The organism is Rhizobium mongolense USDA 1844, assembly GCF_000419765.1.
Taxonomy (GTDB): domain Bacteria; phylum Pseudomonadota; class Alphaproteobacteria; order Rhizobiales; family Rhizobiaceae; genus Rhizobium; species Rhizobium mongolense.
This window is the reverse complement of sequence record NZ_ATTQ01000001.1, coordinates 265,508-287,723: the sequence shown is the minus strand read 5'-3', so window position 1 is coordinate 287,723 and position 22,216 is coordinate 265,508. Positions and strand designations below refer to the sequence as shown.

Below are 22,216 nucleotides of genomic sequence, written 5' to 3'. Positions count from 1 at the left end.
CCGAACCAGAGCGTCATCCTTTGAAGGCCATGTCCAGCTCGGCCTTGAAGCCCGAGCTTCGACAAGGCCTTCACCTATCCACCTATTGAACCACGCGCACCGCATGGGCGCGCAGCAAATGGAGCATCCTATGAAAATCGTGATTATCGGCGGAACCGGCCTGATCGGTTCCAAGACCGCAGAGCGCCTGCGCAAGAAAGGGCATGAGGTCATTGCCGCTGCCCCGAAAACCGGCGTCAATACCCTCACCGGAGAGGGCCTGGCGGAAGCACTGAAGAATACCGAGGTGGTGATCGACCTCGCGAACTCGCCATCCTTCGAGGATAAGGCCGTGCTCGAATTCTTTCAGACGGCGGGCAAGAACCTGGTGGCAGCGGAAATCGAGGCCGGCGTGAAACACCACGTCGCGCTTTCGATCGTCGGCACGGATCGGTTGCCGGATAGCGGCTATCTTCGAGCCAAGGTCGCCCAGGAAAAGATCATCCGTGAAGCCGGCATTCCCTATACGATCGTGCGTTCCACACAGTTCATGGAATTTCTCGGCGGTATCGCCCAAGAGGGCACGGTCGGCGACACGGCCCGCCTGTCGACGGGTTTCCTACAGCCGATCGCGTCCGACGACGTCGCCGATTTCGTCACGGACGCGGCCCTTGCCGCGCCGGCTAACGGCATTATCGAAATCTGCGGCCCCGAGCGCGCGCGTCTCTGCGATTTCGCCGCGCGCTACCTCAAGGCGATCGGAGATTCCCGCACTGTCGTCGCGGATCCGGATGCCCGCTATTTCGGAACCAAACTGGAAGACGGTTCACTCGTTTCCGACAATCATCCTCGCATCGGCCACATCCGTTTCGATGATTGGTTTGCGACAACGCCCAGAAAATAACGACTTGCATACGGGCCGTCTTATAGGCGGCCCAGTGCCTCAGTCAGGAAAGGACGATAGACATGATCAAGTCATTGCATTTTGCCGTTGCGTTGACGGCTCTCCTATCAGGTTCGGCTCTTGCACATGATACGCCTGGTGGCGGCGAGGGCGCGAAGGTTACGCTGGTCTATGACCATGAACTGCCGAACGTTCCAGGCAAGAGCATGAAGGGCGTTCTCGTCGAATATGCTCCGGGCGGCTTCTCGGAGGGCCACACACACCCAGTGTCCGCCTTCATTTACGCGACCGTCCTCGAAGGGGCGATCCGCAGCCAGGTCAATGACGGGCCCGTCACGGTCTATGAAGCCGGTGACAGCTTTTCGGAATTGCCGGGCGATCGCCACGGTGTCAGCGAAAACGCCAGCAAGACTAAGCCGGCAAAGCTGCTCGCTGTCTTTGTGGTCGATACCGCTGAGAAGGAACTGACCTTCCCGATCAAGAAATAGGCGATCTGGCCGGGCACACGATGCCGTGCCCGGCAGTTCTTTGACGCAAACCATGATCGGTGAACCCAGTTATGTTTGGTGATGACAACTTCCTGCCGCTCGTCCTGATCAACATTCTGGGAATTGCCGGGATCGTCGTGTGGCACATTCAGGGCGGAAACCGTCCGACAGGTCGCCTGATCGTCCAGATCCTTTTCTTTACCGGCATGAGTTTCGTACTCTTTACGGCAAGAATCGCGCCGCACCGGCCCGATGGTATCTTTACGCAGGGTTTTGCCGCGCTACTCTCCAAATCGGCTAGGATCCTGTGGTGGACCCATCTCGCGTGGACGATCATTGGCTTCGTCCACATCTATGTCAGGCTTAACCACAAGTCGCGGAACGCACACCTCATCCAGGATATTGCCATTGCCGTCATCTATCTCGGCGTGGCGCTTTCAGTCATCGGTTTCGTCTTCGGCATGCCGATCGGCACCTTGGTTGCGACATCGGGCGTCATCGCCATCATCTTCGGCCTCGCCTTGCAGAACACGCTCGGCGATGTCTTTTCCGGCATCGCCCTGACGCTCGGCAGGGCCTATGCAATAGGCGACTGGGTCGAGTTGAGCGACGGCACTGAGGGCCGCGTCGTCGAAACCAACTGGCGCTCCACCAACCTGCTGACCGCGACGTACAATGTCGTCGTGCTACCGAACAGCATACTGGCAAAACAGGGTGTGACAAATCTCAGTCGCCCTGACGAGACCCACCAGATCGCGTTGCGTGTGCGCATCGCGGCTACGCAAAGGCCGCGTCTTGTCGAGGAGGTCATGCGGTCCGTGCTGCAAGCCAGTGTCCGAATCGTGAAGAATCCGCCGCCGGTCGTTGCCATCAAAGCCATCGACGCGATCGCAATCGAAGTCGAGTTGCAGTTTCGCGTCGACAGCGTCGCCACTCGAACGTCCGCCAAGAACGAGATCGTCGACCTCCTCCATGACCGATGCAGAGCAAGCGGTCTTTCGCTGGCCATGCCGGCCGAAAGCCTCGTTTTCGTGCCGACATCGGCCGCCAACGAATATCCCGATGTGAACAATGAGGCGCTCTCATCCCGCTCAGTCTAGAGCGTTTTTCTCTAATCGGAATCATGTCCTGCCGCTCTGAAGTCATCTGCGAATTTAGGTCGGTGAGACGAGGTCGCGATCGCCCCGACGGGCGCGCCAGAGGGGGCTGATGGAGCGCTTGGGTCTCGGTGGCAGCAGGCTTTCAGCTTGACGACGGCATTTTCGGTAGAGTTGATGTCAGGACTGTAGGGAGCAGGAACACAAGGGTGCTGCTGGCTACTTCGGCCCGAGCTTGAGGTCCGCAATCTTCGCCCGCTTGCGCAACGCAGCGCTGGCTCAGCGCCGCCGCTGAAGCTTAAGTTCGCTGTATCGCAGGTCGGATTGCGTGCGTAGTTGTGGCGCTACGGTGACGTGTTTGGACCACGTGCCTCCTTCCATTCGACTGAAAAGATGGCGCCATTAAATTCTGCAGTCAGACATCTGAGCCCGAACGGGCGAATCCATTCATGGTCGTCAAGCGGCGACACCAGGGTGCGAGAGCCATCCGGCCCAAGGAATGCGCGAGCGCACGCATCGGTCTGCCCGGCAGCGGCAGCGAATTGCTCGGTTCCGAGCTCACCAGTCACCTTCGCGCTGATAGCATAGAGTCGTCCTGCCGCTTGCTGAACCATATCTCTCCGACCATCGGATGATGGAGTCATGTGGGCTTCGGCCTCAACCGGCTTACAGAAAACGCGGTGGACTTCCCGATACCGGGACAATGAAAAGCTTGTTTTGAGCAAATACGGAGACGATCACGGTTCCCAGGTGAGAACCAGGCGGTCTGCTCTTTGCGGCACACCTTCAAAGATCGCTGACGAGCCGAAAGCGCTCGGGAAGAAATGATCGAGAGTTGTGTCAGGAACAAGCCCGAATATGGCAAGCTGCGCTCTTGTTGAGAGCGCAGCCCCATCTTGGGATGCGATCAGAGGTTGGTCACATGCTCCGGATCAACTGAGGCCAGCGCAGCGGCGCGCTCGGGCTTCGGCGGATAGATCCAGACAGTGTTGATCTCCTGCTTGGTCGCCTTTGCTTTCTCGCCGACCATCTCCACCTTGCGCTCCCAGCCTCGGGTGAAGAGGGCTCCGGCATCGCCGAGGTCAAGGCAGGTGACGTAGGCTTCCTGATGATATTGCCGTGCCGGCACACCCAAGAGTTCGGCGGCGGCATTGTTGCCCGCGAAGGCGCCCATGCGTGTGGCATGCTGGCACGACATCAGTGCGTAGTTGCCGCAGTCGTCGCACGCGGCGCGCGCCGCATCCCCGGTGGCGAAGACGCCAGGCACGGACGGCACGCGCAGGCAGCCGTCGACCAGCAGCCGGTCGAACTTGTCACGCTCGCCGGGAATTTTGGTGGTCAGGGGATTGGCCCGCATGCCTGCCGCCCAGATCACGGTCATGGTTTCGATATGCTCGCCGGTACTCAGCGTAACGCCGGACTTATCGAGTGATGAAACCCCGGCGTTGAGCCGCGTTTCCACGCCGAGCTTGCGCAGTGCTTCCTCGATGATCGGGCGAGGACCTTCGCCCATGTCGGGGGCGACCGCGCTGCTGCGATCGACGATAATGACACGCGGATTGACGGTTTTGTCGAACAGGGCCCGCAGCCGCGAAGGCATTTCGGTCGCCGCCTCGATCCCTGTGAAACCGGCGCCGGCAACAACGATGGTGTCGCGCGCGGCCGAAGCCGGCATCTTCGAAAGCGCGTGGAGGTGGCGATCGAGGGCAATGGCGTCATCGATGTTATCGATGCTGAAGGCGTATTCGGCAAGGCCGGGAATATTCGGGCGGAACAGCCGGCTGCCGGTGGCGAGCACAAGGCGATGATACTGAAGGGTCTTTCGTTCGCCCTTGGCATTGACGACGTCTACGGTGCAGGCCTTCGGGTCGATTGCTTCGACGCTGCCCTGCACGTACGCGACATCGACGGCGTCAAATACATCCTGCAGAGGTGCCGTCAGGGTCTCGGGCTTCGGCTCGTAAAGCCGGGGGCGGATGACGAGCGTCGGTTCCGGGGACACCAGCGCGATTTCGAGCTCTTCGGGCGAAACGCCTTCGATATCGCGCAGGCGGGCTGCGGAAAGTGCGGCGTACATGCCAGCGAACCCGGCGCCTACAATCACAAGTCTCATGTTATTCACTCCGTGGTTTGTAGTTTCAAAGGGCCCGCGAGTCACCGTTGCCGCTCCCGATGGGCGGCGAGATGGTTGGTAACGATGGCGCGCGGATTGGTGAAGCGACGTCGCTTAGGCGGTGATGAAGGCCAGCATGTCGGCATTGACGACATCTGCATGGGTCGTGCACAGCCCATGCGGCAGTTTCTCGTAGATTTTCAGCGTGCCGGTCTGCAGGAGCTTCGCCGACAATGGAGCGGCGGCGCCGATGGGAACGATCTGGTCGTCATCGCCATGCAACACCAGCGTTGGCACGGTGATGCTCTTCAGGTCCTCGGTAAAATCCGTCTCCGAGAATGCCTTGATGCCGTCGTAGTGCGCTTTCGCGCCGCCCATCATGCCCTGACGCCACCAATTTGAGATGACCGCCTGCGAAGGCTCGGCACCCGGGCGGTTGTAGCCGTAGAAGGGGCTGCTCGGAAAATCGCGATAGAACTGCGAACGGTTTGCCGCCAGCTGGCTGCGCAAGCCGTCGAATGCCTCGATCGGCAAACCGCCGGGATTGGCCGCGGTCTTCAACATCAATGGCGGCACGGCCGCAATCAGGATCAGTTTCGTAACGCGACCCTTGCCGTAGCGCGCGACATACCGCGCGGCTTCACCGCCGCCGGTAGAGTGGCCGACATGGATCGTGTTGCGAAGATCGAGGTAGTCGATCATTGCGGCAACATCGGAGGCGTAGTGATCCATGTCATGACCGTCGCTTACCTGGCTCGATCGGCCATGGCCGCGGCGATCATGAGCGATCACGCGAAAGCCTTTGCCGAGGAAGAAGAGCATTTGATTATCCCAATCGTCGGAGCTGAGCGGCCAGCCGTGGTGAAAGACGATCGGCTGAGCGGACTTCGGTCCCCAGTCCTTGTAAAAAAGTTGAACACCGTCGCTGGTTGTAATGGAGGTCATTGTGCTGATCCTTTGTAGAATATTTGTTTCGGTGCCCGTCATCGAATCGACGGACAGTCGGGCATGCAAGGGCGCTACGGGTCGCTTCGTTGCGATTGACCCGTAATCGGTATCCCAGACCATCCTTTGTCTCCCAGGATCCATTGGTATGGGCGCAATGGTGGTCTAGCGAAACAAGTCTACGACTGCGCCAGAGGGATTGGGGCCATTGCAGAGCAATTGCGGTTTAGCGGATGCGCGGCAGTTCATCGCCCGGCGTTTTACAGGTCAGCTTTCGAAATGTGGCGGCCAAGGCTGTTTGCGAGGCGCAGTCAAATGGCTGCGACCCAACGCCATGCCAGGGATCGCGCGGCATGGTCGTCGCGTGTTCCAGCCGATGGCGTGGAAGCCAAGAACGCGACAGCCCGGAATCTGGGGCGAGGGCGAAAGGAGATTACGGTCAGCCGTGGCGCCGCCGCCAATCAGTCGGTGTTTCACCGGTCAATTTTCGGAATGCAGCTGCAAATGCTGTTTGCGAGGCATAACCGAGCGAGGCTGCGACAAACGCGATCGAATTTTGAGGATCACGTAGCATGTTTATGGCCTGCTCGAGCCGATATTGACGCAGCCAGTTGTGAGGCGAAAGCCCCGTGCTTTCCTTGAAAGCCCGACAGAAATGAAAACGCGACAGCCCGGAATCGGCAGCGAGGGCCGCGAGGGAGACGTCCGCGTCGGCGTCCGACCGCAATCGTTCGATGGCCCGGCGCAGCACGCTCGGCGCGAGGCCGCCGAGCGCCGGCTGATAGCTCGGTGCCTTGCCCGTGTGCGCAGCCAGCAGGCGTGTGGCCAGAAGGTCAGTCAACTGCTGCCTGAACAGTGTATCCAGTGCCGTATTGCCTTCCAGGACATCGGCTGCGCTCAGGAGCAATCGGGATGTAATGAGGTCCGGATGCGCCGTTCGCTCCAGGAGATCGGTCGGCGTGAAAGTATCGGTTTCGTCGGCAATGCGCGTCAATGTCGCGCGGGGAAGATAAAGCTGAACGACATCAACCGGTTTTGGAATATCCCATCGGGAGCTTGATCCGGCCGGGATGATGATGACAACCCCGCGACGAAACGTTCCGCTCACGATCGATCTTCCGGACCGCCGTTCCATACGCTGTATCGCGCCGTTGTAAGCCATGATGACGTGGTCGGTCATGGGCTCGACGACATCATGCAAGGGGCCGTGATTCCAGTGGGCGATTGCACCGCCGGACGGGTCTGCCGCAAGATGAATTGGCGCAGTCCTCAGAACGCGCGACATCTCGTTTGCAGGATTCTGGTCAGCAGCCGGCGTTTCGTCCCGGCGCGCCTCGATTGTCTCAGCCGGCGAGCTCTCGAGCGGATCGCAGGAGCTAGGCAAGCTCATGGTTGCGCGCTCGTTGGCTGGCGCTGCTTATGTGTGATCCCGACAACAATCGCGGGATCGTTGAGCATCCGCCTGTGGTGGCCGACGTTGCCAGTCCTACTACCCATGACATCCCCCAATGTCGCGAGCGATTTCGCCGTGCTTTGGTTACTCGCGCGTTGTGTGATGCAGGACAGATATCAAAAACTCTCGAGGGCGAAAACCTATTCTCCAGGATAGGTTGCCTTCGTCGTTGGACCTCGTTCTCAATCACGCGAGCTCGAGCGTCGCACGATATATGCAGCGCCACCTGAGGGCCGATGTAAGGCATTGGGGCAGCTCACGTTGGGAGCCGCCCGCCGATGACAATCGTGTGCACGATCACGATAGCGCGATTTTGACGCGATATGCCACCGCATTGCGGTAAGTGATGCATGGCCGCAGCCGATATGGGATCTCGTTAAGATCAGCGACATACCAAAGGACCTATTGGCTGACGGGAATTGCCAGCGCACTGACATTGGATCGGCAATTCGAGGGCACCCGCTTTGGCTCGGAATGGTCATTTCACGTAGTCAGTTGCGGAGTTGGCTGGAGTTGCGCAGCGGCGCAAATTGCGGCTCAAAAGTCCGTCGGCGGAACGAAGCCGCCGAATTCAGCCTCTATCAATTGAGCGAGCTTGAGCGGCGTCCACATCTTCGAACGACGGTTGGACGAACTGGACGCCGATCGGAAGCTCCTGCGATGACACGCCGATCGGAACCGTTGTCGCCGGCAGGCAAGGCGCGTTCCGGCAGACGATCGCGTGTGTTCAGACCACAGTGCCACAAATCACTGTCATCTCACATGGCCGAAATAACGGGTCGGCGGTTCCAATCCGTTCAAGGCGTTAGGATGAAACAATGACGGTCCGAAGCGCGGGTGGCAGGCGAAGTACCCGATTTGCCTTAAATGAGGACCAGGCAAATTCTGTCAGTCGCGTTCAACCGACAGCGGTAACTACATCGCATTTGAGAAGGTATATCTGCATTAAAACTTTCGGCGCCAGTTGCCAGGTGTCACGCCGACGATATTTGAGAAAACGCGGGTGAAATGGCTTTGATCCGCAAAGCCGCAGGCGATAGCGACCTCGGCAAGCGGCGCGTTCGAGGCTCGAAGCAATTCTCGGGCGCGATTTATCCGTTCGCTGAGAAGCCACTGATATGGTGTCATCCCGGTTGTTTCCCGAAATGCGCGAATGAAATACCCGCGAGACAGATCGCAAGCCTGCGCAACTTCCAGGATCGAGATGTCACCTTCGAGGTTTTCGAGAAGGATACTTTTCGCCAGATCCTCATGCGAGCGTGAAAGGAGTCGTGTTCTGCTGACGGTCACAGCCGGCCGGCCGCCGTAGCGTTGGACCACGTAGGTGCCGATCGCTGTCGCCATCTGATCGACGAACAGCGCGCTTGCTTCCTCCGGTTTTTCGAGTGCGGGGATCAGCGCGCGAGCAAGATTGGCAAGCACAATATCCTTTGATGCGGCTTCGGCTGACAACGACGTCACGCCGGACAACTCCGCCTCATCGGCGATCCTGGTGAGAGACGCAGGCGAAATTTCGAACAGCACGAAATCGAAAGGATTGCTGAAATCTGCTTTGTAGCTTTGCGACAGATCGCGAATATAGATCGAGTTCTCAGCGAAGTCGTGGATCGTGGCATGATGTTCGTGGAAGATGCGCCGCGTGTGGCCACCGAGCGAAGATACGCCGACCACAAAACCTCGATCGCTTGCCGATGTCTCGACCTGATCGAGCTGCATGTCGCTCGTTCCCTTGCGGAAGATCGCGATGTCCGAGCTTATCAGGGTCTGGTTGATCGACAACTGCTTCAAAGGGCACCCGAACCCGTCCGTCACGTGGCCAGCGGAAGATCGATTTTGACTGGTGGAAACAAGGACCAAGACGCACTGCTTTCATCTCGAAGACGCTGGATGCCGGATATGGCCGCCGCGGTAGCTCCCGCACAGCGCTGTCTTCTGGTAATCGGCCGAATCTCCTCGACGAGGATGCTTTTCTACAAGATAGACGTTCGAAAGACGTATAGAAACCCAGAAAACGCGGGATCCTGCAATACAAGTAAACAGTCCCCCACCGAAGACGATCGAGACAAATGTGAGTGAAGCGTTGACGGCCAGCGAGAGAATTGCGGCATGTTTTGGTATCGAGGCAGCAAGGGCGCTGGTGATCAGACCTCTTCGCGAGGCGACGCTCTCTGTCGTCCATCTTGGCCATTTTTATGAAAATGGAGACCATCCGGTCTTGCTTCCGCCGGACGATGCCTTTCTGGTCATGCTCTATCTCGTCGATGTCTACCATTCCGACATCCGGCCGGACCGACCCCCGGCACCTTTGAAGAGGTATCCGAAGGGCTCGATCTGCCTGATCAGTCTGAAAGACGGTGCCGCAATTTCGGTTCGCGGTCACTTCGAAGCGCTCGTCTTCCATATCCCGCGCGCGCATCTTGTCGAACTCGCGGAGGAAGCAGCAGAACCCTATGTTGATGACCTGACGACCTGTCGCGGGATTGACGACCAGGTCATCCGCAATCTTGGGTCAGCACTGATGCCGATGTTCGACATGCCGGACGAAGGGAGGGACACGCTGCTTCCGCATGTTGGGCTGGCGTTCAACGCTCATCTCGCGCATCGTTACGGACGGTCGCCTGCCCAGCGTCTTTCGACTACCGGCCGGCTATCTCCCACGCAGGAAAAGCGCATCAAGATGTACATAGCTGCAAACCTATCGGGCGACAAATCGATCGATGATATTGCCGAGGCGACTGGTTTTTCGGTGGATGAACTCTATTCCGGCTTTGTGGAGACGACTGGGCAATCTGTCCTCGAATGGATTTCGGCATGTCGCATCAGCAGGGCCAAGTCACAACTGAGCAGAACCGGTGAAGCCGTCGCCCGAGTGGCCGAAACGTGCGGTTTTTTGGACGAGAAGACGTTCGTGGAAGACTTTACGAGGGACGTAGGAGTCACTCCGTTAGAGTGGCGCTCACGCAACCGACACTAACACGCTCCACGGTCGAGCAGTAATGCGGCGATGCCATCTCTCACACGGCCATTTGCCGTCGATCTCAGCTTTGGCCGCTCCTTGGTCCCGGAATCCATTGGATGGCAACTTCAAAGTTGTCCGGATGCGGCTGGCAACACGCCGCACCCGGATTGACAGGTTAGCCTTTGACAAAGGCGAGGAGGTCGGCGTTCAGGATATCGGCATTGACGGTCAACATTCCGTGCGAGAAGCCGGGATAGGTCTTCAGCGTGCCGTTCTTCAGGAGCTTGATGGCCTTGTGCGCAGCATCTGCGATCGGCACGATCTGGTCGTCCTCGCCATGCAGAACCAGCGTTGGCACAGTGATCACCTGCAGGTCGCCGGTCTGGTCGGTTTCCGAAAAGGCCTTGATGCCGTCGTAGTGCGCCTTCGCGCCGCCCATCATGCCCTGCCGCCACCAATTTTGAATCACGCCTTCGTTTACGGTCGCGCCTTCGCGGTTGAAGCCGTAGAACGGGCCAGCGGGGACGTCGCGGAAGAACTGCGCGCGGTTGGCGGCCAGCGCGGAACGGAAACCGTCGAAGACTTCGATCGGCAGGCCTTCCGGATTGGCAGCAGTCTTCAGCATCAAAGGCGGTACTGCGGAAACCAGGACCGCCTTGGCGACACGGCCGCTCGGTTCGCCGTGCTTGGCTACATAACGTGCGACCTCGCCACCGCCCGTCGAGTGGCCGATATGGACGGCATTCTTCAGGTCCAGCGCTTCGACGACGGCAAAGGCATCGGCGGCGTAGTGGTCCATGTCGTGTCCATCAGAGACCTGCGCGGAGCGGCCGTGACCACGGCGGTCATGGGCGACGACGCGATAGCCCTTGGAGAGAAAGAACAGCATCTGTGCGTCCCAGTCATCCGATGAGAGTGGCCAGCCGTGGTGAAAGACGATCGGCTGGGCATCCTTCGACCCCCAATCCTTGTAAAAGATTTCCACGCCGTCCTTGGTGGTGATGTAGCCCATCGTATTATCTCCTTCGATTGGGGTAGTGGTGGAGGCAGCGTTGGCCGCAAAGCCAAACGATGTGGGGAGCGCGATCGCCGCGGTGGCGGCAGCGCCGGAAAGCAATGCGCCGCGGCGCGTGATGGAATGGAAATTGTGGGTCATTTCAGCGTCCTGCTATCCTGTCGTTTTGCCCTCAGGCGACGCTCTGTTCGTCTGATGGAGACATAGTGCCGCCAAAGGCAACGTGCGACAATTGCATCAATAATTTCGATTTAATTGCGATTCTTGCAACAATGAAGGCGACGGCCTCTCGCGGTTACTTTATGCGGCGCCGGGCCGGTTGATTGTCAGGAAATGCCGGACGACGGGATTGTCCGGTCCTGAGTGATAGGCAAGGATCTGGCCTTGAAGATCGGCGTCAGCCTTCGACACCCGCTTGTGCTGGCGAAGATGTTCCGCCCAGGACTCCACCATGAACCATTCCACGATCTTCTGCGGATCGGCAGAGTCTTCCGTGACGCCCCACCCGTATGCTCCGTCACGCCGCCTTTCGTGGGACATCTCATCCAGCGCGTGCAGGAAGGCGATGCGATGATGTTTTTCGACATTGTATTCGATGAGGATCAGGACCGGCCCGCGATCATGGGCAACCTGTTCGGCAACCAGCGGCTCCGGCCAGTGGTTGGACGGCACCAGGTCCGTATCGCCGGACGGCAGTTTGAGGCGGTGCAAGATGAACCCTGCAACAAGCAATCCGACAGCGCCGATCAGAAGCGTCACCGGGATGCCCACGGCCTCGCCGACCGCACCCCAGCCGATGCTGCCGGCAGTCATGGCGCCGTTGAATACGGTCAGATAGACCGCCAGACCGCGCCCACGGACCCAGTTTGGAAGGATGGACTGCGCCGCGCCGTTCAGGGTCGTCAGCGCCGTGATCCACGCGCCGCCAAGGAAAAGAAGGATGACGACCGCGAGGGATTGCGGTGGAGCAAGCGACAGTGCTCCCATAACCAACGCAGTCACGATGGCGGACCCCAAAAGCAGACCGTCGGCGTCGAAGCGCTCGCGAAGCTTCGGCATCACCAAGGCGCCGCCGATCGCTCCAGCACCGACTGCGCCGAGCAGGATGCCGTAGAAGCGTGCGTCGCCACCGAGCATTTGCCGGGCGACAAGCGGCAGCAGAGCCCATACCGCACTTGCAAAAGCGAAGAAGATGGCGGCACGCAGCAGCACCACATGCAGCGGGCGGCTGGCACGGGTGTAGCGAAGACCGGCGCGGAAGGCGCCGAGGAAACCTTCGGCAAGCGCGTCATTAGCGTTCTTCGCTCGTGGCCACCACATCAAGGCGGCAATGACCACGATATAGCTCGCGACATCGGCCGCGTAGGTAATCGCCGCACCGAACGCGGCAAGCAGCAGGCCGCCGGTCGCCGGTCCGATCGACCGGGCAATGTTGATGCCCAGAGAGTTGAGCGCGACCGCGCTTTTGACGTCTTGGCGCTGAACCAGTTCAGGCACGATCGCCTGCCAAGTCGGTCCCATCAGCGCCGCACCGATGCCGCCGAGGAAGGTCAGGCCGATCAGGGCGCTGACAGAGAGCATCCCGGTGTGGGCAAGAACCATCAGTGTGATACTGACGGAGGCGAGCAGCACCTGAACTGCGATCAGGAACTTGCGACGATCGAGAATGTCGGTGAGGACGCCCGCCGGTATGGCCAGGAGGAAGATCGGCAGGGTTCCGGCAGCCTGAACCAACGCGACCGCCGCCGGCGAGGCGGACAGATCAGTCATCAGCCAGGAACTTGCGACGTCGCGCATGAAGCTTCCGGTATTTCCGAGGACGGTGGCGGCCCAGAGGACTGCAAAGACCGGCTGTGCAAGGGGAGCGAAGCTGCCCCCGGAGAATTTTGCGGCGCTCATTTGCGTGCTACCTTTGTCAGATCCATTGTTGCGACGATGATGAAGGCGCCGGCGAGACCGAGATGTTCGAAGAAGGCATTGGTGGCCATCATACGGTCCATGCCATCAGGCATTTCCCAGAACCGGAGAGCGATGAAGGTTGCGAGCAACGTGAAGATTGCCAAAGCCAGCGCCCCGATCCAACGCAGGAAGCCCGACACGACCATGGCCGAGGCGGCAAGCTCGAAGGTGATGACTGCCACCGCGAAGAACCCGGCCGGATGCAGGCCGAAATGCTCCATTTCTGCCAGTGCGCCGTTGAAATCGAAGATCTTGTTGAGCGGTCCCTGGATATAGGCCGCACAGAGCGCGAGAAGCGCGACGACCCGCGTCGCAGGCGCGGCAACGATTCCCGCAAGAGCACCGCTGTTGAGATTTGAGGATGGAGAATGGTCAATCATGTCTGCTCCTATAATATTGGCCCGGTTGAACCGATCGGCGTTGATTGCGGCTGGTGGAGCGATATTGGCCGGAAAGATTGCCGCCAACAATTGCATCAATACTTTCGATTTAATTGCGATTATCGCAATTAAATATCCTTCTTCACACCGCCCAGCACGAGCAACCAAGCGCACCGAAGAAGCCCTTAAGGTCAGCGATCGGCAGTTTCGAGGTCCAGGCGCGGGCGTGGTCGTGGCCATGCACGCCGCAATCGCTGGCGCACCCGCATGACGATATCGCCGCGCGACGAAGTGAACGTTTGCCGGCGCCTTCCGGCTCGCCCCAGGCAGCATAGCCGCCGAAGTTGCGCACCGGCGACCAGTCAGGCATGGCGGGCGGCACGTCGTTTTCGTCGAGCGGCTTGAAGTCGCCGGCACCGTAGACGATCTTGCCGCCGACCATGGTGAGATCCGATGTCAGGAATGAAATCTCGTCTTCCGAGCAAGAGAAAAAGTCCTTATCCGGCACGACGAGATCGGCGAACTGGCCCTTCTCGATCCGGCCCTTCTTGCCTTCCTCGTTGGAGAACCAGGTAACCTTTTCGGTCCACATGCGCAGTGCCGTTTCACGGTCGAGGCAATTGGCGCGGGGATATAGCTGCATGCCGCCGACGGTCTTGCCGGTCACCATCCATGAAAGCGAGACCCAGGGATTATAGGAGGCGACGCGCGTCGCATCCGTGCCGGCCGAGACATTGACACCCTTGTCGAGCATGCGTCTGATCGGCGGCGTCGCTTCTGCGACGCCCTGACCGTATCGCTCGACGAAATATTCGCCCTGATAGGCCATGCGATGCTGCGTGGCGATGCCGCCGCCGAGTGCTGCGATGCGGTCGATCGAGCGGTCGGAGATCGTCTCGGCATGGTCGAAGAACCAGTTCAGGCCTTCGAGCGGGATATCCTTGTTGACCTTCTCGAAAACGTCGAGCGAACGGCTGATCGTTTCGTCATAGGTGGCGTGAAGACGCCAGGGCCAGCGGTTTTCGGCCAGCACCCGAACAACCTCTTCCAGTTCGCCTTCCATTTCGGGCGGCATATCCGGGCGGGGCTGGCGAAAATCTTCGAAGTCCGCAGCGGAGAAGACCAGCATCTCCCCCGCACCGTTGTGGCGGAAATAGTCGTTGCCCTGCTTGTACTTGACTGACTGCGTCCAGTTGAGGAAGTCCTGCTTCTCTTCCTTCGGCTTCTGCGTGAACAGGTTATAGGCGAGACGCACTGTGAGCTGGTCTTCGTCCGACAACTTTTGAATGACCGCGTAGTCGTCCGGATAGTTCTGGAAGCCGCCGCCCGCGTCGATAACCCCGGTAATGCCCAGCCGGTTGAGTTCCCGCATAAAGTGGCGGGTGGAATTGACCTGGTATTCGAAAGGAAGCTTCGGCCCCTTGGAGAGAGTCGAATAAAGAATGCCCGCATTCGGCTTGGCGAGCAGCAGCCCCGTCGGATTGCCGTTGGCATCGCGGGTGATTTCTCCACCTGGCGGGTTCGGTGTGTCCCTCGTGTAGCCGACGGCGCGAAGGGCAGCGCCGTTGAGCAATGCGCGGTCGTAGAGGTGCAACAGGAAGACCGGCGTATCGGGTGCGGCAGCATTGATCTCGTCGATCGTCGGCAGGCGCTTTTCGGCGAACTGGTGCTCGGTGAATCCACCGACCACACGCACCCATTGTGGGGCAGGCGTGATGGCGACCTGCCGCTTCAGCATATCCATCGCATCGGCGAGCGAGCGGACGCCGTCCCAGCGGAGCTCCATGTTGAAGTTGAGACCACCGCGCACGACGTGGGTATGGTTGTCGATCAGGCCCGGCAGCACGCGCTTGCCCTTGAGGTCGACAATTTTCGTGTCCGGTCCGGCGAGCGCCATGATTTCCCTGTCGGTGCCCACGTCCATGAATAGACCGTCCTTGACGGCGATCGCAGTGGCGTTCGGATTTGCGCGATCAAGCGTCGTGATCAATCCGTTGTGAAGAACGATGTCTGCGTGCATGGAAGCGGCTCCGGTCTTGATGGGATCGGCGGCATTGGCCGGTGAAAACAGATTTGAAAAGGCGAGGCTCGAAGCTGCGCCCAGGAAGGTGCGGCGCGTCGTCATCAGCTTTTCCCCGAGGTCGGATCTTCGCGGGGGGAGGTCGCCTCCACCACGTTCAGCCCGCCTTTCGGGAGGGGACCGAACATGTGCGGCTTTACCTGATGAAGCCAGGAAAGGGCAGCAGGCTCGCGAGCCCAGATGCTTTTTGCCAGCGGCACGATCTGCTCGCCGACAAGGATCCCGAGCAGCCCGATGAGAGCCACGACCGGGGGGGCAGGCGAGCGGACATTGAGCAGGCTGTAGATCACGCCCACCAGGAGGCCGGCACCGAGTGACAGGAGATAGATTTTCATGAGGAGACCTTCGCTTGGGGGAAGCAATTCGCTCCGGCAGGTGGCGTCCTGCCGGAGCGATGCAGGCTTTACTTCGCGGGGTTCGGCCCGATCCGCTTGCCATGGCTGACCCGCTCGGAGCCGCCGTGAACGTGCGTGACTGCGTAGTCGATGCCCATGCCGTAGGCACCGGAATGCTCCTTCACCAATGAGGTAACCGCGTCGTAGGTTTCTTTGCGTGCCCAGTCTCGCTGCCATTCGAGCAGAACCTGCTGCCACGTGACCGGAACGACACCTGCCTGAACCATGCGGTCCATGGCGTATTTGTGTGCATCGATCGAGGTGCCGCCGGAAGCATCTGCGACCATGTAGATCTCATAGTCGGTGTCGTTCATGCAGGAGAGTGCGAAGGTGGTGTTGCAGACCTCGGTCCACAGGCCAGCAACGACGATCTTCTTGCGGCCGTTGGCGGCGTTCTCGGCAAGTGCATCGCGGACGTTCTGATCATCCCACGAGTTCATCGAGGTGCGCTCGAGAATGTCGTTGTCGGGGACGACGGCGAGCAGTTCAGGGAAGGTGTTGCCAGAAAAAGAGTCCGTCTCGACGGTCGTGATCGTGGTCGGGATGTTGAAAATTTTTGCTGCTTTGGCAAGGCCCACAACGTTGTTTTTCAGGGTCTGGCGGTCGATCGACTGGACACCGAAGGCCATCTGCGGCTGCTGGTCGATGAAGATGATCTGGCTGTTCTGGGGGGTCAGGACCTGAAGCTTGTTAGACATCTCGTGTTTCCTTTTCGTTGGGTTGACGATAGGCAATGGGGCAGGGATCGCTCCGCGTCTTGAACGTTGGGACACTGGATTGTCGGAAAGCGACCTGGTTGGAACATTAGGCTGCAAGTGGCGTAAGCCCAGCCTCGATCTGGGCACGGTAAGGCTCGTAGCGGGCCGGCAATTTCAGAACCTCGCCAAGGTGCGCGGTGTCTTCGTCACGGTCGAAACCGGGTTCGTTGGTGGCGATTTCGAATAGCACGCCTCCCGGGGTACGAAAGTAGATCGCCCAGAAGTAGTCGCGGTCAATCACAGGAGTGACCTGGTAGCCCGTGTCCATCAGCGCCTTTCGGACTTCGAGCTGCTTGGCGCGGTTCTCGACGGCAAAGGCGATGTGGTGGACCGAGCCTGCTCCCTGTCGTGCAAAAGGAGTCTGGGAAAGCGCCTCGAGGTCGATCGTGTCGGCGCCGTTTCCGCCTGGGATAATAAAGCGGGTGACATCACCTTCCGTCTCGGCGCGCTGGTAGCCCATGAACCCGAGCAGTTCGGCGGTGGCGGCTGTGTCGTGCAGGCGGAAACGCGCGCCGGAGAAACCACGGATGGCGACGCTGTCGGCGATGCCGGATCCGTTCCACGCAGTGCGGGCGTCGTCTGCCGTTTCGATCAGGGCAAGACCTTCACCGTCCGGACCGTTGAACCGCAGGCGGTTGGCACCGAAGGTGGTGTCGGCTTCGAGAAGGCCGGCTCCCTTAGCGGTCAGACGATCCTGCCAGAAGGAGAGGGAGCCTTTCGGGACTGCGAACTGCGTCTCGCTCACTTCGCCAACGCCTGGTCTGCCGCGCATCACGTCCGGGAATGGGAAGTAGGTCATGACAGTGCCGGGGGTACCAGCCTCGTCGCCGTAGTAGAGGTGGTAGACGTTCGGATCGTCGAAGTTCACGGTCTTCTTTACGCGGCGTAGCCCCAGGGTGTCGGTGAAAAACGTGTTGTTCTGACGGGCGTCAGATGCCATCGACGTGATGTGATGCAGTCCGTTGATTTCGTTGATCATGATGGTTGCCCTTCGGTGGCTGACTTCGTTTGTCTGGTGTGATTAGAAAACTACCCCAGTTGATCAGCGCTCGGAATTGCAATAAAACTTGCGAATGAATTGCGGTAGGTGAAATAATCGAATGAATGACTACAAGGCCCTCCGAACGTTTCTGCTGGCTGCCGAAAAGCGGAACTTTGCCCAGGTCGCGCGCGAACTGGACATGACACCCGCAGCTGTCACGCGTGCAATCGCCGCCCTGGAAGAAGACCTCGGCGTACAGCTCTTTGTCCGGACGACGCGGCAGGTCTCGCTCACGACCGACGGCGCGATTTTTGCTGCCCAGATACAACCCGCGGTACAGGCGCTCGAAAATGCCCGCAAAGATGTGATGAACACCCACAAGGCCGATCACGGTCGGCTTCGGATCAGTGCACCGACCTGGTTCGGTCAGCAAATCCTGCCCCCTATCTTGTCGGGCTTCAGGGAGCGCTATCCGAAGATCACTTTCGAAATCTCCCTGACGGACGGTCTCGTAAACATCATCGATGACGACTACGATCTCGCGATCCGCATCTCTGCCGCTCCATCGGACAAGTTCACGATCTGGCGGAAGATCAGCGTCGTGCGCCGCATTCTCGTTGCTGCGCCAGGAAGTCGATTTGAAGAAATGGAACATCCCAATGAGCTGACACTCGACGATTGCCTTGCCTACAGTGGCGAAAGCAAACGGGAGACTTGGTCCTTGTCGGACGGCGGCGGCAGTGCGACGATATCGGCGGGCCGCACGTTCAGTGCCAACAATGGAGGTGTTCTGGCCGATATGGCTGCTGAAGGGGCCGGGGTTGCCATGCTCCCGAGGTTTCATGTGGCCGAGCATCTGCACACGGGAAGGCTGGTCCATGTCCTGCGGAACTGGTCGCCGCCGGACTTGTGGCTGACCCTATATTACCCCCCATACCAGGCGCTGCCACCGCGCATTGCCTCGTTTTCGAAATTCTTCGAACAACAAGTACCGGCGTTCATGACCGTAATGGAATGATCTTCGCAGTGATAAAGTGGACTCCGCTGCTATTACAAAAGCCTTTTAAGACAATATTACAGCATCCTGGGCGCCAGGTTTTGGATAGAGGTTTTAACCGCATCCCAATCACGGGCCGTCAGTTCAATTCCTTTCAAGGCGTAACCACCCGCCACCGTCAGGTGCAGAAAACATTTCCACACTTGATCGTCAACCGGCATGCTATGCGGCTTCCCAGACCTGGTTCAGAATTTTCGCTGCGAGTGCCGCCTTCTCTTGCGGCAGCAAGCGAGCGTAGTGTTGTTGCACCACGTCAGGCGTGTCCTGGATTGCATAACTGGCCTGCTCGTAGGACCCGGTCTGTTTTAGGATATGGGTCGCGAGAATATCTCGTAAGTTATGTGGCGCATGAGGCAGCAAGCCTTTTATGGCACCAAAACTTGCCGGGTCCTCGGTTGCTTCAAACAATGGTTCCGGAAACGGGCTGATTGGTTTCGGTGCAGGCCCCCGCGGTGCGGAGGCCGGTTGAGCAAAGGTGCCGTCAGCCGCAGCGCGTTTTGGCTTTCTGGTGGAGGAGGCGGTAGCTGGCGCCTTTGTCGCCGTTGCCTTGCTTGCTCGAGTGGTGGACTTTGTGGGCCGAACGCCTTCGGCGGCCGGCGGTGCGCCGAGGCATCGGATGGTCGCATCCAAGCCTGGTCGGAGCTGCTTCTTCAGTTCTGCCGTCAATTCGCCTTCGATCCCGCAGACCTGTCCGATCGTCGTACAGTCGATGCGGCCATTCAGGATCGGTGGCGGCTTGCGGTAGATGATCAGGCTGATCAAATAGGGACGGACGTTCTCTAGCACTCTTTGATGCGATTGGCGCGATACGCACCTCGCAAACTCCGAGATTTTTCGCTGAAAATGACGTGATGAAGATCTTGTTTGGGCATGCTCATTCCATTTCTCTCGACCGCATTGCCGAGGGCGAGCGGGAATAGAAGGCGGCCTTTAACAAAAAATGTATGTTGGGCGAGGTCTCTTGGCGCTTCAATCGACGGTTAGCTATGCGTATGATCTTTAAACGGATCTTTTACATATTTAATGATCCGCATACTTATCACATCTCTTGAAAACCGAATGGAAATGATATTTATAGGTATCATCTGAGAGCGAATGATAAGTTTAGGTATCACATGAAACCGGAGTCTGAAGCGCTTCTGAAAATCGGTCGGCTTTTGAAGACGACGCGCAAGGGATTGGGACTTACTCAAGAGCAGGTCGCCGATATGGCAGGTATCTCGCGTCCACGCTACCGCGAGATCGAAGCCGGAAGCAGCGCTGCCCGCACGACGACCCTGATCAACATTGCGCGCGCGCTCGGTCTCGAACTGATGCTCATTCCGCAGGCGATGGTTCCGGCGGTCGATGCACTAACGCGGCCACATGATGACGGCGACGATTTGCCTGCCTTCGTCGCCAGCCCCGATGGTGATGCCGATGCCTGAGGCGTATCTCGATCCAAGATCAATCTCATCGCTTGAGGTACTGCTGAACGATCTCAAGGTCGGCACGATTGTCAGGACGCCTGGCGACTTCAATGCGTTCAGTTTCGAGGAAAGCTATCGCGCGGCGGGCGGTTTGCCCGTGCTGAGCCTGTCCTTCCGCGCGGTCACCGGAGGTTTGCGTAAAGATCCCAAGCCTGTCGCCAGAGCCTTGCCGGCGTTTTTCGCGAATCTTCTTCCAGAGGACAAGCTGCGCGAGGCGATGGAGAAGCACCACGCTGGCAGCGTTCGCGCCGGTAACGATTTCGATCTGCTCATCGCACTCGGGTCGGATCTGCCGGGTGCTGTCCGCATCGTGCCCAGCAAAGGTGCAGCTCCTCCGCTCGAGGATTCGTCACGTCCGAAACCGAAGGCCCGGTTTTCGCTCGCCGGCGTGCAGATGAAGCTTTCAGTCATCAAGAACACAGGCAAAGGCGGCGGCCTGACCCTGCCGTTGGGAGACGAGCAAGGCTCGTACATCGCCAAGTTTCCGTCGACATCGTTTCCTGGCGTCTCGGAGAATGAATATGCCAATCTCGCTTTGGCCGAAGCAATCGGCATGGACGTGCCGGAACGCGAGCTTGTCGAGCAATCGGAATTCGAAAGCATTCCGGAAGAATTCAAGACGCTCTTCGATGGAAAAGTCCTGCTCGTCAAACGCTTCGATCGCAGCGCTGGCGCTGAACGGATACATATTGAGGATTTCGCGCAGGTCTTCGGCGTTTATCCTTCGCGCAAATACGAAGGTGCAGCCTATCACGATATCGCAGCAGCCCTTGGCGTTGCGGTCTCCTCCGCAGCCGCGCTCGAATTCGTCCGCCGGCTGGCTCTGGCTGCCGTCACCGGCAATGGCGACATGCACCTGAAGAACTGGTCACTGATCTATCGCGGGGCGGGCGACAAGCCGGAGCTCGCGCCGGTCTATGATGTACTCTCTACCATTCCTTATATCCCGGCAGATGCCATGGCGCTGTCGCTAGCTGGCGAGCGCTCCTTCAAGGCGATGAACGTGCGACGATGGAAAGCCTTCGCTAATCGTGCGCGCTTGCCGGAGGCTGCCGTTCTCAAAGCGGTGACCGAAACCGTTGAGCGGGTGAACCAAACCTGGTGGTCGCTGCCGGAGCGCGGGGTCGTTCCGATAAAGGTGCTCGAGCGGATCGACGCGCACGTCAAGATGATGACGCCGATTCTTGGCACGCACGCGCACTAGCTAGCATGTCATCATGTCGTGGGCCCGGAATACCCCGGAAACACTCGACTGCTCCGCATCCCCGCGCGCCAGTTCGCTTGCCGCCTCTTAATTTCTTGCCAAAGGGTATCGTCGATGATTCTGAGTGACGGAACCTCCTGGACGACATGCAGCTCCGCGGCATTCTCCCCTGACACCCGATGTTCGGTTGCAGGATTTTTCCGGTAGGCGAGGCGGTTAAAGACGATCAGTCCGATATAGGCCTGATTGTTGAGAATGCCGCTGCCACGATTGCGATGACCGCCGATAGCAGTCCCTTGCCACGCACGGCCGCGCGGTCCGGGTATCCCGCGCGCGTTGAGTTCGTCGGTGATCCTGACCGGGCTCAAACCTTTCGCGTACTCCTTAAAAATCCAAACGATCGTCGCCGCCTCATCAGGATCGATCGAGCGCACGCGAACCGGGTTGCCGTCGTCGTCGAACCCCCGCCGTACCCTGTAACCGTAGCAAAGGCCACCTGGCACTCTGCCATGCTTCGCCACCGTTTTCATGCCTTCGCGCGGTCGGTAGCGTACCTGTTCAAGCACCTCATGATTGAGAACTGCTCGTAACCCCAATTCCATCGACGAGACCGCCGCGGCACCATGGACGGTCCAAAGCTCGACATCGTAAAAATGGAGAACTTTCAAGACGCGCGCACTATGCTCCAGATCGCGGGAAGCCGATCGAGCGTCAGGCAGAGAAAAACGTCGTAGACTCCGCTGTTCAATCCGGCCAGCGCCGCTTGAAGCCCGGGCCTCGTTTCGAATGACGAACCGCTGACGCCAGCATCAACGAATGTGTCGGCCAAGTGCCAACCATGCCGCGCCATGAATTCTTTACCGAGATCGAGCTGCGTTTCCGTCGAAGTGGGGTTTTGCTGATCTGTTGAATAACCCGGGTAAAGAACAACACGTTTGTGGGCATCAAGCTACATGATTCATGGGCCTTTCTGGGGCTG

20 protein-coding genes and 3 pseudogenes are annotated in these 22,216 nt (G+C 59.1%); 7 read left to right on the top strand and 16 right to left on the bottom strand.

The features are described from left to right. Nucleotides 1-130: 130 nt before the first annotated feature. The 3 genes from A3C3_RS0101600 (at nt 131) to A3C3_RS0101590 (ending at nt 2,471) form a co-directional block, all read left to right on the top strand. Nucleotides 131-883 (top strand): SDR family oxidoreductase, encoded by a 753-nt coding sequence (locus tag A3C3_RS0101600; RefSeq protein ID WP_022712872.1) that lies wholly within the window; start codon nt 131-133, stop codon nt 881-883. A 62-nt stretch (nt 884-945) separates the two neighbouring features. Further along, the gene (locus A3C3_RS0101595; protein ID WP_022712871.1) at nt 946-1,371 is read left to right on the top strand and encodes a cupin domain-containing protein; all 426 of its coding nucleotides are present in this window, start codon (nt 946-948) and stop codon (nt 1,369-1,371) included. 71 nt (nt 1,372-1,442) lie between these two features. Continuing rightward, entirely contained in the window at nt 1,443-2,471 is a 1,029-nt protein-coding gene (locus A3C3_RS0101590) for a mechanosensitive ion channel family protein (RefSeq protein ID WP_022712870.1), read from the top strand. Nucleotides 2,472-3,375: 904 nt separating this feature from the next. Here A3C3_RS0101590 and A3C3_RS0101580 read toward each other — a convergent pair. The 5 genes and pseudogenes from A3C3_RS0101580 to A3C3_RS0101565 all read right to left on the bottom strand — a co-directional run bounded on the left by A3C3_RS0101580 (nt 3,376) and on the right by A3C3_RS0101565 (nt 8,758). Further along, on the bottom strand, nt 3,376-4,581 hold the full coding sequence (locus A3C3_RS0101580) for an NAD(P)/FAD-dependent oxidoreductase (RefSeq protein ID WP_022712868.1): 1,206 nt from the start codon (nt 4,579-4,581) through the stop codon (nt 3,376-3,378). 114 nt (nt 4,582-4,695) lie between these two features. After that, nucleotides 4,696-5,526 (bottom strand): alpha/beta fold hydrolase, encoded by an 831-nt coding sequence (locus A3C3_RS0101575; RefSeq protein WP_028739307.1) that lies wholly within the window; start codon nt 5,524-5,526, stop codon nt 4,696-4,698. A 439-nt stretch (nt 5,527-5,965) separates the two neighbouring features. Next, the gene (locus tag A3C3_RS0101570; protein ID WP_022712866.1) at nt 5,966-6,916 is read right to left on the bottom strand and encodes a helix-turn-helix domain-containing protein; all 951 of its coding nucleotides are present in this window, start codon (nt 6,914-6,916) and stop codon (nt 5,966-5,968) included. Between the two features lie 600 nt (nt 6,917-7,516). Next, nucleotides 7,517-7,679, bottom strand: a pseudogene (locus A3C3_RS46565) (amidase); the annotation flags it as partial. A gap of 245 nt (nt 7,680-7,924) precedes the next feature. Then, nucleotides 7,925-8,758 (bottom strand): AraC family transcriptional regulator, encoded by an 834-nt coding sequence (locus tag A3C3_RS0101565; RefSeq protein WP_022712865.1) that lies wholly within the window; start codon nt 8,756-8,758, stop codon nt 7,925-7,927. Nucleotides 8,759-9,047: 289 nt separating this feature from the next. On the opposite strand from A3C3_RS0101565, the gene A3C3_RS0101560 reads away from it, so the two are divergent. Beyond that, a complete protein-coding gene (locus A3C3_RS0101560; RefSeq protein WP_022712864.1) occupies nt 9,048-9,953 on the top strand; it encodes a helix-turn-helix transcriptional regulator in 906 nt (301 codons plus the stop codon). A 160-nt stretch (nt 9,954-10,113) separates the two neighbouring features. Here A3C3_RS0101560 and A3C3_RS0101555 read toward each other — a convergent pair whose 3' ends face one another. The 7 genes from A3C3_RS0101555 to A3C3_RS0101525 form a co-directional block, all read right to left on the bottom strand. Further along, on the bottom strand, nt 10,114-10,950 hold the full coding sequence (locus A3C3_RS0101555; protein WP_033419559.1) for an alpha/beta fold hydrolase: 837 nt from the start codon (nt 10,948-10,950) through the stop codon (nt 10,114-10,116). Nucleotides 10,951-11,253: 303 nt separating this feature from the next. Further along, nucleotides 11,254-12,852: an MFS transporter gene (locus A3C3_RS0101550; RefSeq protein WP_022712863.1), complete on the bottom strand. Its 1,599-nt coding sequence runs from the start codon at nt 12,850-12,852 to the stop codon at nt 11,254-11,256. Then, nucleotides 12,849-13,292, bottom strand: coding sequence for a DoxX family protein (locus A3C3_RS0101545; RefSeq protein ID WP_028739305.1), 444 nt, complete (start codon nt 13,290-13,292; stop codon nt 12,849-12,851). Before A3C3_RS0101545 ends, A3C3_RS0101550 begins: the two co-directional genes overlap by 4 nt. Nucleotides 13,293-13,434: 142 nt before the next feature. Then, nucleotides 13,435-15,417, bottom strand: coding sequence for an amidohydrolase (locus A3C3_RS0101540; RefSeq protein ID WP_022712861.1), 1,983 nt, complete (start codon nt 15,415-15,417; stop codon nt 13,435-13,437). Further along, nucleotides 15,417-15,707, bottom strand: a complete 291-nt coding sequence (locus A3C3_RS0101535; protein WP_022712860.1) for a XapX domain-containing protein — start codon at nt 15,705-15,707, stop codon at nt 15,417-15,419. The genes A3C3_RS0101540 and A3C3_RS0101535 overlap by 1 nt, the downstream gene beginning before the upstream one ends. Before the next feature lie 68 nt (nt 15,708-15,775). Next, nucleotides 15,776-16,465 (bottom strand): hydrolase, encoded by a 690-nt coding sequence (locus A3C3_RS0101530; protein ID WP_022712859.1) that lies wholly within the window; start codon nt 16,463-16,465, stop codon nt 15,776-15,778. A 106-nt stretch (nt 16,466-16,571) separates the two neighbouring features. Next, the gene (locus A3C3_RS0101525) at nt 16,572-17,504 is read right to left on the bottom strand and encodes a VOC family protein (RefSeq protein ID WP_022712858.1); all 933 of its coding nucleotides are present in this window, start codon (nt 17,502-17,504) and stop codon (nt 16,572-16,574) included. 121 nt (nt 17,505-17,625) lie between these two features. Here A3C3_RS0101525 and A3C3_RS0101520 point away from each other — a divergent pair, with 121 nt between their 5' ends. After that, complete coding sequence (locus A3C3_RS0101520) at nt 17,626-18,525, top strand: LysR family transcriptional regulator (RefSeq protein WP_022712857.1); 900 nt, start codon at nt 17,626-17,628, stop codon at nt 18,523-18,525. A gap of 56 nt (nt 18,526-18,581) precedes the next feature. Here the strand turns inward: A3C3_RS0101520 and A3C3_RS44935 are convergent, their stop codons facing one another. Together A3C3_RS44935 and A3C3_RS44930 are read right to left on the bottom strand one after the other, a co-directional pair. After that, a complete protein-coding gene (locus A3C3_RS44935; RefSeq protein ID WP_022712856.1) occupies nt 18,582-18,725 on the bottom strand; it encodes a hypothetical protein in 144 nt (47 codons plus the stop codon). A gap of 214 nt (nt 18,726-18,939) precedes the next feature. Beyond that, nucleotides 18,940-19,442 (bottom strand): annotated as a pseudogene (locus A3C3_RS44930) (hypothetical protein); the annotation flags it as partial. A 237-nt stretch (nt 19,443-19,679) separates the two neighbouring features. Here A3C3_RS44930 and A3C3_RS0101505 point away from each other — a divergent pair. Both A3C3_RS0101505 and A3C3_RS0101500 read left to right on the top strand, forming a co-directional pair. Beyond that, a complete protein-coding gene (locus A3C3_RS0101505; RefSeq protein ID WP_022712854.1) occupies nt 19,680-19,991 on the top strand; it encodes a helix-turn-helix transcriptional regulator in 312 nt (103 codons plus the stop codon). Continuing rightward, complete coding sequence (locus tag A3C3_RS0101500; protein WP_028739304.1) at nt 19,984-21,237, top strand: type II toxin-antitoxin system HipA family toxin; 1,254 nt, start codon at nt 19,984-19,986, stop codon at nt 21,235-21,237. Before A3C3_RS0101505 ends, A3C3_RS0101500 begins: the two co-directional genes overlap by 8 nt. Before the next feature lie 11 nt (nt 21,238-21,248). Here the strand turns inward: A3C3_RS0101500 and A3C3_RS41055 are convergent, their stop codons facing one another. Continuing rightward, nucleotides 21,249-21,905 carry a recombinase family protein gene (locus A3C3_RS41055; protein ID WP_051154411.1) on the bottom strand — a complete coding sequence of 219 codons (657 nt, stop codon included), beginning with the start codon at nt 21,903-21,905 and terminating at the stop codon, nt 21,249-21,251. Beyond that, nucleotides 21,902-22,102: pseudogene (locus A3C3_RS46560) on the bottom strand (recombinase family protein); the annotation flags it as partial. The pseudogene A3C3_RS46560 and the gene A3C3_RS41055, both read right to left, overlap by 4 nt. Between the last annotated feature and the right edge of the window lie 114 nt (nt 22,103-22,216).

What these genes read in the sequence shown, in the direction of transcription:
- A3C3_RS0101600 (WP_022712872.1), top strand. Translation starts at nt 131, where the DNA reads ATGAAAATCGTGATTATCGGCGGAACCGGCCTGATCGGTTCCAAGACC.
- A3C3_RS0101595 (WP_022712871.1), top strand. Translation starts at nt 946, where the DNA reads ATGATCAAGTCATTGCATTTTGCCGTTGCGTTGACGGCTCTCCTATCA.
- A3C3_RS0101590 (WP_022712870.1), top strand. Translation starts at nt 1,443, where the DNA reads ATGTTTGGTGATGACAACTTCCTGCCGCTCGTCCTGATCAACATTCTG.
- A3C3_RS0101580 (WP_022712868.1), bottom strand. Translation starts at nt 4,581, where the DNA reads ATGAGACTTGTGATTGTAGGCGCCGGGTTCGCTGGCATGTACGCCGCA.
- A3C3_RS0101575 (WP_028739307.1), bottom strand. Translation starts at nt 5,526, where the DNA reads ATGACCTCCATTACAACCAGCGACGGTGTTCAACTTTTTTACAAGGAC.
- A3C3_RS0101570 (WP_022712866.1), bottom strand. Translation starts at nt 6,916, where the DNA reads ATGAGCTTGCCTAGCTCCTGCGATCCGCTCGAGAGCTCGCCGGCTGAG.
- A3C3_RS0101555 (WP_033419559.1), bottom strand. Translation starts at nt 10,950, where the DNA reads ATGGGCTACATCACCACCAAGGACGGCGTGGAAATCTTTTACAAGGAT.
- A3C3_RS0101550 (WP_022712863.1), bottom strand. Translation starts at nt 12,852, where the DNA reads ATGAGCGCCGCAAAATTCTCCGGGGGCAGCTTCGCTCCCCTTGCACAG.
- A3C3_RS0101545 (WP_028739305.1), bottom strand. Translation starts at nt 13,292, where the DNA reads ATGATTGACCATTCTCCATCCTCAAATCTCAACAGCGGTGCTCTTGCG.
- A3C3_RS0101540 (WP_022712861.1), bottom strand. Translation starts at nt 15,417, where the DNA reads ATGACGACGCGCCGCACCTTCCTGGGCGCAGCTTCGAGCCTCGCCTTT.
- A3C3_RS0101535 (WP_022712860.1), bottom strand. Translation starts at nt 15,707, where the DNA reads ATGAAAATCTATCTCCTGTCACTCGGTGCCGGCCTCCTGGTGGGCGTG.
- A3C3_RS0101530 (WP_022712859.1), bottom strand. Translation starts at nt 16,465, where the DNA reads ATGTCTAACAAGCTTCAGGTCCTGACCCCCCAGAACAGCCAGATCATC.
- A3C3_RS0101525 (WP_022712858.1), bottom strand. Translation starts at nt 17,504, where the DNA reads ATGATCAACGAAATCAACGGACTGCATCACATCACGTCGATGGCATCT.
- A3C3_RS0101520 (WP_022712857.1), top strand. Translation starts at nt 17,626, where the DNA reads ATGAATGACTACAAGGCCCTCCGAACGTTTCTGCTGGCTGCCGAAAAG.
- A3C3_RS44935 (WP_022712856.1), bottom strand. Translation starts at nt 18,725, where the DNA reads ATGCCGGTTGACGATCAAGTGTGGAAATGTTTTCTGCACCTGACGGTG.
- A3C3_RS0101505 (WP_022712854.1), top strand. Translation starts at nt 19,680, where the DNA reads ATGAAACCGGAGTCTGAAGCGCTTCTGAAAATCGGTCGGCTTTTGAAG.
- A3C3_RS0101500 (WP_028739304.1), top strand. Translation starts at nt 19,984, where the DNA reads ATGCCTGAGGCGTATCTCGATCCAAGATCAATCTCATCGCTTGAGGTA.